The following is a 12,969-nucleotide window of genomic DNA, read 5'->3' as shown; positions in this document are numbered from 1 at the left end:
TCAGCCCACCGCCCCTTCCATCTGCAGTTCGATCAGGCGGTTCAGTTCCAGCGCATACTCCATGGGGAGCTCGCGGGCGATCGGCTCGACGAAGCCGCGGACGATCATCGCCATCGCCTCGTCCTCGGTCAGGCCGCGGCTCATCAGGTAGAAGAGCTGCTCCTCGCTGACCCGGGACACCGTCGCCTCGTGACCCATCGACACGTCGTCCTCGCGGACGTCGACGTAGGGGTAGGTGTCCGAGCGGGAGATGGTGTCGACCAGCAGCGCGTCGCACTTCACCGTGGACTTGCTGTGGTGGTTGCCCGGGTTGACCTGGACCAGCCCGCGGTAGGACGTGCGCCCGCCACCGCGCGACACCGACTTGGAGATGATGGTGGAGCTGGTGTGCGGCGCGAGGTGGAGCATCTTGGCGCCGGTGTCCTGGTGCTGGCCCTCGCCGGCGAACGCGATCGACATGACCTCGCCCTTGGCGTGCTCGCCCATCATCCAGACGGCCGGGTACTTCATCGTCACCTTGGAGCCGATGTTGCCGTCGACCCACTCCATGGTCGCGCCGGCCTCGGCCTTGGCCCGCTTGGTGACCAGGTTGTAGACGTTGTTCGACCAGTTCTGGATGGTGGTGTACCGGCAGCGGCCACCCTTCTTGACGATGATCTCCACGACGGCGGAGTGCAGCGAGTCCGACTTGTAGATCGGCGCGGTGCAGCCCTCGACGTAGTGCACGTAGGCGTCCTCGTCGACGATGATCAACGTCCGCTCGAACTGGCCCATGTTCTCGGTGTTGATGCGGAAGTAGGCCTGCAGCGGGATCTCCACGTGCACGCCCTTGGGGACGTAGACGAACGATCCGCCGGACCACACGGCCGAGTTCAGCGCGGAGAACTTGTTGTCCCCGGACGGGATGACCGAACCGAAGTACTCCTGGAAGATCTCCGGGTGCTCCTTCAGGGCCGTGTCGGTGTCCAGGAAGATGACGCCCTGGTCCTCGAGCTCCTTCTGGATGGAGTGGTAGACGACCTCGGACTCGTACTGGGCCGCGACACCGGAGACCAGACGCTGCTTCTCCGCCTCCGGGATGCCCAGCTTGTCGTAGGTGTTCTTGATGTCCTCGGGCAGGTCCTCCCAGCTGGCGGCCTGCTTCTCACCCGAGCGCACGAAGTACTTGATCGTGTCGAAGTGGATGCCCGACAGGTCGGCGCCCCAGGTCGGCATCGGCTGGCGGTCGAAGAGCTGCAGGGCCTTGAGCCGACGCGCCAGCATCCACTCCGGCTCGCTCTTCTTGGCCGAGATGTCGCGGACGACGTCCTCGTTCAGGCCACGGCGGGCGGACGCGCCGGCGGCGTCGGAATCCGACCAGCCGAACGCGTAGCGGCCCAGCGTGTCGATGGTCTCGGCCTGGGTCAACGGAGCACCCGGAGCCGCGGCTCCGGTCTCGTCGAGCAGGTCGAGGGGCTTCTCGGGAGCAGTCGTCATGACGATGTCCTTCCCAGTGGTGCGGACTCGGTGGTGGGGAGTGCAGAAGTGGTCGGTGCTGTGGCGAGCGGTGGTACGGGGAATGCGGCGGTCATCTGTTTCTGTTCTGTCCGACGGGCTGGGGGTTCGGGCGGGGCGGTTTCGGGCGGTTCCGTTCCGGCCGGCGGGCCTTCATCAGAAGGTGACGTGCCGACGAGCTCCGGTCCGGCCGTGTTCACCGCCCGGGGGATGAAGGTCGTGCAGAACGAGTCGCCCCGGGCGATGGTGGCGATCCGCTGTGCATAGGTGCCCAACGCCGCGGTGAGGACATGCATTTCCTCCTCGCAGAACTGGGGGAACTCCGCCGCGACGTGGGCCACCGGGCAGTGGTGCTGGCACAACTGCCGGCCGATGCCCACCTGGTGCAGCGACGCGGCGAAGCCCGCGTCGGTGAGCGCCTCGGTGACCACCTCGGAACGGGCGGCGACATCGGCGGCCGCGGCCAGCGCGGGCCGGGCCGGGGCGAGCGCCGCCTGGGCCCAGTCCCGCGCGAAGGCGGTGACCGCGGCCGGGCCGGCCGTGGCCCGCAGGAAGCGCAGGGCCTGGATGGCGACCTGGTCGTAGGCGTGCGGGAAGCGGGCGCGACCGGCATCGGTCAGCAGATAGGCGCGGGCGGGTCGGCCCCGGCCGCGACCCCGGGGCGAGCTGGCCGGCCGGGAGGTGACCTCGCCGTCCTCGACGAGCTGGTCCAGATGACGACGGACGCCGGCGGTGGACAGGCCCAGCCGGTCGGCCAGAGCGGCAGCGGTCAGCGGACCGGCGGACATGAGCAGGTGGACGACGGCCTGCCGGGTCCCCCCCTCGGCCTCCGGCAGACCCGACGTCACGACGCCGGACAGCGCGGCGGGGTCCGGGACGATCTCCACCGTCGCCCCGGCCCGCAAGGGCGCAGGGAGGTCAGCGGTTTTCACAACACAAGTGTGTGCTTTATCCGGAGGGCTTTCAAAGTGGCCGGCCCGCCCTGGCTGTGCATCCCGACACACAGGGCAGCCTTGCCTGGGCGCCTGTGGGTGCGAGGACAGCCGGGTGGATCATCGCGATCCCGGACGCGACCGGGTTTTCGCAGGTCATCCTGCATGCCCGCGACAGCGGACCGCCGGCCGGGGCCGCGGACCCGGGGAAGGCTTCCCTTGCCGACTCCTAGACTGCGGCGATGACCGCGCCGCGCCCCGACGCCGCCACGTCGGCGTCCGAGCCCGTCGCGACCGCTGCGTCGGGACCGGCCGCGGCGGCCCCGGTCCCCGGACGACAGGCCACCGTCGTCCCGGTCCGCACACTCCCGGCCGCACTCCCGACCGCCGAACCCCTGGACGACGTCGAGAACGGTCAACTGGGCCGGCTGCGCCGATGGGGCACGGTCGGGGCCCTTCTCCTCATGGTCGGATCCACCTCGTCCTACGGCGCCGCCAGCCCCATCCCGAACCCGGTCGACGGCCTCCGCGTCCTGGGCCTGCTGTCCCGCGTCGGGCCTGCCGCCCTGGCCTGCTCGGCCACCGGGATCGGCCTGCTCGTCGTCTGCTGGTTCCTCATCGGGCGACTCGCCGCCCCGGGCCGGCCCCGACGGCTGTCCCGCCGACAGCTGAGCACAACGCTGGCCATGTGGGCGGTGCCGCTCATGGTCACCCCGCCCATCTTCAGCCGGGACGTCTACTCCTACCTGGCCGTCGGTCAGATGATGGCGCAGGGCGACAACCCCTACTCCTCGGGCCCGTACGACACGCTCGGCGACGCCGATCCGTTCGCCCACCAGGTGGACGCCCGCTGGCAGCACACCGCCAGCCCCTACGGCCCGGCGTTCCTGCTCATCGCCCGCGGGGTCGTCACCGTCGTCGGTGACCACGTCGTGCTCGGGGTCCTGCTGCAGCGCCTGGTCGAGGTGACCGGCGTCGCGATGATCGTCTGGGCCCTCCCCCGGCTGGCCCGTCGCTTCGGACTGGACCCGGTGGCGGCGCTCTGGCTCGGCGCCCTCAACCCGCTGGTGCTGTTCCACCTGGTGGCCGGCGCTCACAACGAAGCCCTGATGATCGGCGGCATGCTGGCCGGCCTGGTGCTGGCCCTGCCCGGCCCGCAGGCCGCCACCCGGTGGCGGGCGGGTCTGCCCGGGGTGATCACCGGGACGGCCCTGATCACCGTCGCGGTGGGCATCAAGATCACCGCGGCGCTGGCGCTGGCCTTCCTGGTGGTCGCACTGGCCCGACGGTCGGGTGGCCGGTGGCCGGATCTGTTCCGGTGGGCCGGCCTGGTCGGTGCGGTCGCCGTCGGCACGTTCGGGCTGCTCACCCTGGCCGCGGGGGCGGGTTTCGGCTGGATCGGCGCGCTCGGCGCACCCGGGTCGGTCCGCTCGTTCCTGTCCGTATCCACCAGCCTCGGGGTCGGCGCCGGGCAACTGGGGCTCCTGCTCGGTCTGGGCGACCACACCCAGGCGGCCATCGACGTCCTGCAACCGGTGGGCACCGGGATCGGTCTGCTGCTGGCCACCGTCGTGCTGTGGCGCTGCTGGCGCCACGACCTGGGACCCCTGCTCGGCCTGGGCATCGGGATGGGCGCGGTGGTCCTGCTCAGCCCGGTCATCCAACCCTGGTACCTGCTGTGGGCGGCTCTGCCGCTCGCCGCGTCGACCGCCGACCCCCGGGTGCGCCGGACGACGATCTGGCTGACCGCGGTCTTCTCGGTCATCATCATGCCCAACGGAGCGACCATCCCGGTCTTCACCATCGTGCGGGCCGTCGCGGTGGCCGCCGTCGTGGTCGCGGTCGTCCTGTTCCTGCTCGCCCGAAGGGGCATGCCACGGTCGACCCTCCGGAGCGGGGAGACTGCGGATGGTGACGGAGCCGAGACACGGTCCGCACGATCGACCGGAACGGGGGTGCAGGCATGACCAGTGAGCAGAACCGGGGCGCGACGTCCTGGGACGAGGTGGTGACGGCCGGTGTCGCACTGCCCGAGGTGCAGGAGTCGACGTCGTACCGCACGCCCGCGCTCAAGGTGGCCGGCTCGCTGATGGCCCGGCTGCGGAACGACGACGACGGCGCGGTCATGTTCCGCTGCGCGGCGGAGGAGAAGGCCGCCTTCCTGGCCGAGGGAGAGCCCTTCTTCACCACCGCGCACTACGACGGGCACGACTCGGTGCTCGTGCGGCTGGAGCAGCTGCCGCCGGACCGCCTGGCCGAGCTGGTCGAGGGCGCGTGGTGGGTCGCCGCCCCGTCCCGCCTGCGCGCGGCCGGCACCGGCCGGTAGCCCGTTCCCACCGGGCCTTCCGGTCCCCCGGGCGGTCGGCTGCCGACGCTGCGGCCGGTCCCCGGCGCGGCCCCCCTATCCTGGATCCTCGTGACCACCCCCTCGCGCCCCCGTGCCGACGGACCGGCGGTGGCGGTGGACGGACTCACCCGGCGGTACGGGTCGACCACCGCCGTCGACGGACTGTCCCTGCAGCTGGATCACGGCAGCCTCGTCGCCCTGATCGGCCCCAACGGCGCCGGCAAGACCAGCACCCTGGACTGCCTGATCGGTTTCGCCCGCCCCGACGGCGGCACCGTCCGCGTGCTCGGACTGGACCCCTGGGCGCAGAGTGCCGCGGTCCGGCCGCAGATCGGCGTGATGCTGCAGGCGGGTGGGGCTCAGGCCGCCGCCCGGGTGGGCGAGATGCTCGACCTGCTGGCCCGCTGCTCGGCCCACCCGCTGCATCCCGCCTGGCTGCTCGACGTGCTCGGGCTGCGCGAGGTGACCGGTACGCCTATCCGCCGGCTGTCCGGTGGGCAGGCCCAGCGCCTCGGCCTGGCCATGGCCCTGGTCGGCCGACCCGCGGTGCTGTTCCTCGACGAGCCCACCGCCGGGATGGATCCGCAGGCCCGCCACCTGGTCTGGGATCTGCTCTCCGCGGCCCGCGCCGACGGGGTGGCCATCCTGCTCACCACCCATCTCCTGGACGAGGTCGAGCAGTTGGCCGACCGGGTCGTCATCGTCGACCACGGCCGGGTGGTCGCCGCCGGCTCGCCGGCCGAGCTGACCCGGTCCTCCAGCACCGACCTCCGCTTCACCGCCGCCGCCGGGATGGACGTCGCGCCGTTGATCGGCGCCCTGCCCGACGGGTTCGCCGTCCGGGAGACCTCGCGGGGCCGCTACCTGGTGCAGGGCGACGTCGACCCGGCCACCGTGGCCACGGTCACCTCGTTCTGCGCCCGCCTGGGCGTGATGCCGTCGGATCTCGAGGTCGGCCGGCGCACCCTGGACGAGGTCTACCTCGAACTGACCGGACGGGAGGTGCGTCGATGAGCACGTCGTGGAACACCACAGGCGGCTCGCCGCGCTTCCCCGCCGGCACCTTCACCCCCGACCCCCGGCCGTCCTCGGCGGCCCGCCGGGCGGTGTCCACCGCGGTGCTCGACCTGCGCCTGCTCGTCCGCAACGGGGAGCAACTGCTGCTGGCCCTGGTCATCCCGCTCGCCGCGCTGATCGGCGGCACGTACATCACCGTCATCGATCTGCCCGAACCCCGGATCGCCGCGGTGACCCCCGGCGTGCTCGCCCTGGCCGTGCTGTCCACCGCGTTCACCGCCCAGGCCATCACCACCGGGTTCGACCGGCGTTACGGGGTGCTCCGCCGGCTGGCCGCGGCCGGGATGGGGCGACTGCAGCTGGTACTGAGCAAGGTGCTGGCCGCGCTCGTGGTCATCCTCGGCCAGTACGTCGTCCTGCTCGCCGTGGCCGCCCTCCTCGGCTGGCGTCCGGCCGGCGCCGTCGTCCCCGCCGTGGCCTGGACCGTGCTGCTCACCGTCCTGGCGGCCGCGGCCTTCCTCGGCCTGGCCCTGCTGCTCGGCGGCACCCTGCGCGCCGAGGCCGTCCTGGGCCTGGCCAACCTGGCCTGGTTGCTGCTCGTCGGTCTCGGCGGGGTCATCGTGCCGCTGACCTCGGCTCCCGGCTGGCTGGCCACGGTCGGTGCACTCACCCCGTCCGGTGCGCTCAGCCAGGGCCTGCGGGCCGTGCTCCAGGACGGTCATGCGCCGTCGGCCGGGGTGATCCTCGTCCTGCTCGGCTGGACCGCCCTCGGGTGGGCCGGCACCGTAACGTGGTTCAAGTGGCAGTGATCCCGTCCTCGACCGTCCCCCCGGCTGCACCCGACCCCGCCCCGGCGTCCCGTACCCCCTGGTATTCGCGGACCCCGTCGCTCGGCCTGCAGAAGCTGTTCGCCTGGGCCGCGGTGATCACCCACGGCGGCATCGCCGTCACCGGGGCCACCGTCCGGGTCACCGGTTCCGGCCTGGGTTGCGAGACCTGGCCGGAGTGCCAGCCGGGATCGCTGACCCCGGTCTCCCGGGAGGATCTGTCGGCCTTCCACCAGGCCATCGAGTTCGGCAACCGCACGCTCACCGGCGTGGTCCTCGTCGCCTCGCTGGGCACGTTCCTGCTGATCTGGCGGGCCCGGCCGGCGCGTCGGGGCCTGCCCCTGCTGGCCGCGGTGCTGCCACTGGGCGTGCTGTTCCAGGCCGTCCTCGGCGGCATCACCGTGCTCACCGGCCTGACCTGGTGGACCGTCGCACCGCACATGATCGTCTCGTTGGTGCTGCTGGTGGTCGCGGTGGCCGTGCTGCACCGGCTGCAGGAGCCCGACGGGGAGAAGCTGCAGCTCATCCCGCGCCCGCTCCGCGTGCTCACCTGGTCGACCCTGGGCGTGCTGGGCGCGCTCTGCGTGGCCGGCACGCTGGTCACCGCGGCCGGTCCGCACGCCGGTGACGCGGAAACCCCGCGCCTCGAGCTGCCCGTCCGCACCCTGGCCCAGATCCACGCGGACCTGATGTTCACCTACCTGGGTCTGGTGGTCGCGTTGACCGTCGGCCTGCTCGCCGTGCACGCACCGCGCCGGTTGATCAAGCGCGCGGTCGTCCTCATCGGGGTCACCCTGGCGCAGGGGCTGATCGGTCTCGTGCAGTTCGCCATCGGCGTCCCCGAGGCCCTGGTCGTCGCGCACGTGCTGGGCGCCGTCCTGCTGGTGGCCGCGGCGGCGTTCCTGGCCGTGGGAACCACCACCCGGGACGCCGAGCTCGCCCGGTCCATCCCCCGCAGCTGATCGTCCGTCCGGATCGTCGGACCGACTCGCCGGATCTGCCGTGATCGCCAGTGGCGGTCAGCGACCGCTGCCGGCCATCCGCTTCCAGTCGGCGGGCGTCGGGGTGATCCGGGACGTGCGGGCACGGTCCCAGTCCCCGAGAGGCACCGCGGCCCGGCGGCAGATCTCCTGGGCCACGGGCAGCGAGCTGACCACCGCGTCGCCGTAGCGGCCATCGGCCGCCATGACGACGATGCGTGCCCCGCTCCGTCCCAGGTGGTCCACGGTCGCCGTGCTGGGTCCGTGCTCGTCGACGAACCGGGTCAGGATGCCGACCGCGGCCTCGTCGTTCGGCGGGACCACCACCGCACCCTCTGCGGGATCGACCGGGGCGGTCACCAGGGCCAACCGACGACACCGAGGCCGAAGGCGGCATCCACGGCCCAGGCCACCGAGACGGCCGTGAGGTAGAGGTTCGACAGGTGGAACACGGTCATGAACTCACCGGGGGGCGTGCGGTCCTGGCGGACCGGGGCGCGGAGCACCCGGACGTGCAGCCGGTGCACGGCGCCGAGGAAGGCCAGCCCGACGGGGGCGGCCACGGCGGCGTAGATCCACGACGAGGCGGGCACCAGCAGCAGCGAGCAGACCACCATCGCCCAGCTGTAGAGCACCATCTGGCGGATGACCACCCGCTCGGTGGCCACCACCGGGAGCATGGGCACGCCGGCGGCGGCGTAGTCCTCGCGGTAGCGCATGGCCAGCGCCCAGGTGTGCGGCGGGGTCCAGAAGAAGATGACGCCGAAGAAGACCCAGGCCGGCCAGCCGATCCCGCCGGTGACGGCGGACCAGCCGATGATCACCGGCATGCATCCGGCCAGCCCGCCCCAGACGATGTTCTGCGAGGTCCGGCGCTTGAGCCACATCGAGTAGACGAAGACGTAGAACAGGATCGCCACGTCGGCCAGCACGGCCGCCTGCCAGGTGGTGAACGCGGCCAGCACGACGGTGGCGGCGATGCCGAGCACGACGCCGAACACCAGCGCGGCCCGCGGGGTCACCGTGTGGCGGGCCAACGGGCGGGTCCGGGTCCGCCGCATGATCGCGTCGATGTCGGCGTCGACGACGCAGTTCAGCGCGTTGGCGCTGCCCGCGGCGAGTGCCCCGCCGAGCAGGGTGACCAGGACGAGACCGAGCGGGGGAACCCCGCGCTGGGCGGCGAACATGGCCGGGATGGTGGTGATGAGCAGCAGTTCGATGATGCGGGGCTTGGTCAGCGCGACGTAGGCGCCGACCTTGCCGCGCAGCAGTGCCCGGGAGGTCACGTCCGCGGGTCCGCCGATCGGGTCGGCCCCCACGGCGGCGCCGGGGGTGCCCGCGACGGGCTGCTCACCCACGGCGCGTTCGCCGTCGGACTGCACGCTCGACTCGGGCCGGGATGCGACGCCCACGGATCCGGTACTCCATTCACCTGGTGCCGGCGCGGACGCCGATCATGCGGAGCCGTACGTACGGGGAGCCGCGCGACCGGTCCGACGGAGTCGGACGGGGGTGCGCGGCGGCCGACGGGAACGGCGGGCCCGTCGGACCGGACCCGTGGCGGGTCCGTTCCTCCCGTCATCGTAGGTGTTCACCGTCCGCCGGGGTCGGTTCCCGGGGGCCGGGCCGGTCGTCACGCTCGTCACCCCGTGTGCGGCGAGGGGTGACGGGAGGTCGGACGTCCGTCGGCGACCGGGCGCCGTCCGGACCGTCGGAGCCGGGGACTACGCTCGTCGTGCGACTAAGACAGTCCGATCCGACGAACCACAGACGTTCGCGACGGCCACGCTTCGTGCTGCGCCGATCGCCCTGCCCGAGGGAGGGCCGCCATCCGTGACGAGCACTGCTGAGATCGAGTCCCTGACCACCCCCCACGTCCCCAGCGACTGGACCGAGCTGGACACCCGCGCGGTCGACACCGTGCGCGTGCTGTCCGCCGACGCCGTGCAGAAGGTCGGCAGCGGCCACCCCGGCACCGCGATGAGCCTGGCCCCGCTGGCGTACTCGCTGTTCCAGCGGGTCATGCGCTCCGACCCGGCCGACCCGGACTGGGTGGGTCGGGACCGCTTCGTGCTCTCCTGCGGCCACTCCAGCCTGACCCTGTACATCCAGCTCTACCTGGGCGGCTTCGGCCTCGAGCTCGAGGACATCGAGGCCCTGCGCACCTGGGGCTCGTTGACCCCGGCGCACCCGGAGTACCACCACACCAAGGGTGTGGAGATCACCACCGGCCCGCTGGGCCAGGGTCTCTCCTCCGCCGTGGGCATGGCCATGGCCGCCCGCCGCGAGCGCGGCCTGTTCGACCCGGACGCCGCCCCCGGCAGCAGCCCGTTCGACCACTTCATCTACGTGGTGGCCTCCGACGGTGACATCGAGGAGGGCGTCACCTCCGAGGCGTCGTCCATCGCCGGCCGGCAGCAGCTCGGCAACCTCATCGTGTTCTACGACCACAACGAGATCTCCATCGAGGACGACACCGCGATCGCCCTGTCCGAGGACGTCGCCGCCCGCTACGAGGCGTACGGCTGGCACGTGCTCAAGGTCGAGGGCGGCGAGAACGTCGTCGGCATCCTGGACGCCGTCGAGCAGGCCAAGGCCGTCACCGACCGCCCGACCTTCATCCAGCTGCGCACCATCATCGGCTTCCCCGCGCCGAACCTGCAGAACACCGGCAAGGTGCACGGCGCCGCGCTGGGCGTCGACGAGGTCAAGGCGGTCAAGAAGATCCTGGGCTTCGACCCCGAGGCCTCCTTCGAGGTCGACGACACCGTCATCAAGCACACCCGGCAGCTGCTGGACCGGGGCCGGGACGCCAAGGCGGCCTGGCAGAAGAGCTTCGACGAGTGGGCCGCGGCCAACCCGGAGAACAAGGCCCTCTTCGACAGGCTCACCGCTCGCGAGCTGCCCGAGGGCTGGGCAGACTCCCTGCCCACCTACCCGGTGGACGCCAAGGGTGTCGCCACCCGCAAGGCCTCCGGCGAGGTCCTGTCGGCCATCGGGCCGGTCCTGCCCGAGCTGTGGGGCGGCTCCGCCGACCTCGCGGAGTCCAACAACACCACCATCAAGGGCGCCGAGTCCTTCGGCCCGCCCGCGGCGACCACCGACGCCTGGACGACCAGCCTCTACGGCCGCACCCTGCACTTCGGCATCCGCGAGCACGCCATGGGCGCGATCCTGACCGGCATCGCCATGCACGGCCCGACCCGGCCGTACGGCGGCACCTTCATGACGTTCTCGGACTACATGCGTGGTGCCGTACGCCTGGCCGCCGTCATGGGCGCGCCAGTCACCTACGTCTGGACGCACGACTCCATCGGTCTCGGCGAGGACGGCCCCACCCACCAGCCGGTGGAGCACCTGGCCGCGCTGCGCGCGATCCCGGGTCTGTCCCTGCTGCGGCCGGCGGACGCCAACGAGACCGCCTACGCCTGGCAGGCGCTCCTGGAGCGGCAGGGCGAGTGGAAGTCCGGTCCGGTCGGCCTCGCGCTGACCCGGCAGAACGTGCCCACCCTCGAGGGCACCAGCGCCGAGGGCGTCGACAAGGGCGCCTACATCCTTGCGGACTGGGACGACGCGGCCGAGAAGAAGGTCATCCTGCTGGCCACCGGCAGCGAGGTGCAGATCGCCGTCGAAGCCAAGTCCGTGCTGGCGGGTGAGGGCATCAGCGCCCGCGTCGTGTCCGTCCCGTGCCTGGACTGGTTCGAGGTGCAGGAGCAGTCCTACATCGAATCCGTCCTCCCGCAGGCCGTGCAGGCCCGCGTCTCCATCGAGGCCGGCATCTCGCAGCCGTGGTGGCGTTGGATCGGCTCGGCCGGGCGCCCCGTCTCGCTGGAGCACTTCGGTGCCTCGGCCGACGCGGCCACCCTGTACGAGAAGTTCGACATCACCACCGAGGCCGCCGTCCGCGCGGCCAAGGAGTCCCTGGCCGCGATCGGCGGCGGGGTCTCCACGGAGAGCAGCAAGGACAAGCTCGCCCCCGCGGTGTTCGACACCTTCCCGCACAACTGACGCCCCCGGGCCCGGCCGTCACGGCCGGGCCCGGTCCGCGTCATCCCGCAGTCCCGTCCTGCCGGTCATCGAGAAACGGTGGCCCCCAGACCATCTGGAAGAAGCTCACCCATGACCACTCCCCAGTCCGGCGGCCCGCTCGCCGACCTGTCCGCCGCCGGAGTCTCCCTCTGGCTCGACGACCTCTCCCGCCAGCGCCTGCACTCGGGCAACCTGGCCGACCTGATCAAGGACAAGCACATCGTCGGGGTCACCACGAACCCGTCGATCTTCGCCGCCGCCCTCAAGGACGGTGAGTCCTACCAGGAGCAGGCCGGCCAGCTGGCCGCCCAGAAGGCCTCCGTCGACGACGCGGTCCGCGCCATCACCACCGACGACGTGCGCGACGCCTGCGACCTGTTCGCGGACGTGTTCGCATCCAGCGGCCACGTGGACGGCCGGGTGTCCATCGAGGTCGACCCGCGCCTCGCGCACGACACCGAGAACACCATCGCCCAGGCCAAGGAACTGGCGAAGATCGTCGACCGGCCCAACGTGCTGATCAAGATCCCGGCCACCGTCGAGGGGCTGCCGGCCATCACCGCCGTGCTCGCCGAGGGCATCAGCGTCAACGTCACGCTGATCTTCTCCCTCGAGCGCTACACCGCGGTCATCGACGCCTACCTCGACGGCATCGAGCAGGCCAAGGCCAACGGTCACGCCGTCGCTGAGATCCACTCCGTGGCCTCGTTCTTCGTCTCCCGGGTGGACTCCGAGATCGACAAGCGCCTCAAGGCCATCGGGTCCCCGGAGGCCTCATCGCTGCTCGGCAAGGCGGCCATCGCCAACGCCCGGCTGGCCTACCAGCTGTACGAGCAGAAGTTCAGCGGTGAGCGCTGGGAAGCCCTCGCGGCCGACGGCGCCAACGCGCAGCGCCCGTTGTGGGCGTCGACCGGCGTCAAGGACCCGGCGTACGACGACACCCAGTACGTGGTCGAACTGGTCGCGCCGCACACGGTGAACACCGCGCCGGAGAAGACCATCGATGCGGTCGCCGACCACGGCGTCATCCGCGGCGACACCATCGCGGGCACCTACGGTGCGTCCTCCGCGGTGTTCAGCAGCCTCGAGGCCGTCGGTGTCGACATCGACGACGTGTTCGCCGTGCTCGAGACCGAGGGTGTGGAGAAGTTCGAGCAGTCCTGGGCCGAGCTGCTGGAGACCGTCCAGCAGTCCCTCGCCGAGCCCGGCACCGAGAACCAGTAGTCCACCGGGGCGGGTGGTCGGCCGACCGGCCGACCACCCGCCCCGTCGCTTTCCGCCGACCGTCGCCGCTCGGCCCCTCCCCCCGCGGCGGGTGTGTCGTCCCCTGACGAACCCATCGG

The 12,969-nt window shown here is 71.9% G+C and carries 11 protein-coding genes; 7 read left to right on the top strand and 4 right to left on the bottom strand.

Going from position 1 to position 12,969, the window contains the following annotated elements; all coding sequences use genetic code 11:
• Both sufB and J2S58_RS01625 read right to left on the bottom strand, forming a co-directional pair.
• The gene (sufB, locus tag J2S58_RS01630) at positions 1–1,476 is read right to left on the bottom strand and encodes a Fe-S cluster assembly protein SufB (protein WP_240188312.1); all 1,476 of its coding nucleotides are present in this window, start codon (positions 1,474–1,476) and stop codon (positions 1–3) included.
• Positions 1,473–2,426 carry a helix-turn-helix transcriptional regulator gene (locus tag J2S58_RS01625; RefSeq protein ID WP_306826169.1) on the bottom strand — a complete coding sequence of 318 codons (954 nt, stop codon included), beginning with the start codon at positions 2,424–2,426 and terminating at the stop codon, positions 1,473–1,475. Before J2S58_RS01625 ends, sufB begins: the two co-directional genes overlap by 4 nt.
• 242 nt (positions 2,427–2,668) lie before the next feature.
• Between J2S58_RS01625 and mptB the strand changes: the two genes are divergently transcribed.
• The 5 genes from mptB to J2S58_RS01600 all read left to right on the top strand — a co-directional run bounded on the left by mptB (position 2,669) and on the right by J2S58_RS01600 (position 7,579).
• On the top strand, positions 2,669–4,393 hold the full coding sequence (gene mptB, locus J2S58_RS01620) for a polyprenol phosphomannose-dependent alpha 1,6 mannosyltransferase MptB (RefSeq protein WP_205255271.1): 1,725 nt from the start codon (positions 2,669–2,671) through the stop codon (positions 4,391–4,393).
• The gene (locus J2S58_RS01615) at positions 4,390–4,752 is read left to right on the top strand and encodes an MmcQ/YjbR family DNA-binding protein (protein WP_205255270.1); all 363 of its coding nucleotides are present in this window, start codon (positions 4,390–4,392) and stop codon (positions 4,750–4,752) included. Before mptB ends, J2S58_RS01615 begins: the two co-directional genes overlap by 4 nt.
• Positions 4,753–4,842: 90 nt before the next feature.
• A complete protein-coding gene (locus J2S58_RS01610; RefSeq protein WP_205255269.1) occupies positions 4,843–5,787 on the top strand; it encodes an ABC transporter ATP-binding protein in 945 nt (314 codons plus the stop codon).
• A complete protein-coding gene (locus J2S58_RS01605; RefSeq protein WP_205255268.1) occupies positions 5,784–6,599 on the top strand; it encodes an ABC transporter permease in 816 nt (271 codons plus the stop codon). The genes J2S58_RS01610 and J2S58_RS01605 overlap by 4 nt, the downstream gene beginning before the upstream one ends.
• Positions 6,590–7,579: a COX15/CtaA family protein gene (locus J2S58_RS01600; RefSeq protein WP_205255267.1), complete on the top strand. Its 990-nt coding sequence runs from the start codon at positions 6,590–6,592 to the stop codon at positions 7,577–7,579. The genes J2S58_RS01605 and J2S58_RS01600 overlap by 10 nt, the downstream gene beginning before the upstream one ends.
• A 57-nt stretch (positions 7,580–7,636) precedes the next feature.
• On the opposite strand, the gene J2S58_RS01595 is transcribed toward J2S58_RS01600, so the two are convergent.
• Positions 7,637–7,957 carry a hypothetical protein gene (locus J2S58_RS01595; protein ID WP_205255266.1) on the bottom strand — a complete coding sequence of 107 codons (321 nt, stop codon included), beginning with the start codon at positions 7,955–7,957 and terminating at the stop codon, positions 7,637–7,639.
• Positions 7,954–8,916: a heme o synthase gene (locus J2S58_RS01590; RefSeq protein WP_370881846.1), complete on the bottom strand. Its 963-nt coding sequence runs from the start codon at positions 8,914–8,916 to the stop codon at positions 7,954–7,956. Before J2S58_RS01590 ends, J2S58_RS01595 begins: the two co-directional genes overlap by 4 nt.
• Before the next feature lie 514 nt (positions 8,917–9,430).
• Here J2S58_RS01590 and tkt point away from each other — a divergent pair.
• Positions 9,431–11,605, top strand: a complete 2,175-nt coding sequence (gene tkt / locus J2S58_RS01585) for a transketolase (RefSeq protein WP_306826160.1) — start codon at positions 9,431–9,433, stop codon at positions 11,603–11,605.
• Between the two features lie 111 nt (positions 11,606–11,716).
• A complete protein-coding gene (tal, locus tag J2S58_RS01580) occupies positions 11,717–12,850 on the top strand; it encodes a transaldolase (RefSeq protein ID WP_205255265.1) in 1,134 nt (377 codons plus the stop codon).
• The last annotated feature ends 119 nt before the right edge of the window (positions 12,851–12,969 follow it).

This window comes from Nakamurella flavida (genome assembly GCF_030811475.1).
Classification (GTDB): Bacteria; Actinomycetota; Actinomycetes; order Mycobacteriales; family Nakamurellaceae; genus Nakamurella; species Nakamurella flavida.
Note: the sequence above shows the minus strand (reverse complement) of the source record. Positions and strands in the feature narration are given on the sequence as shown.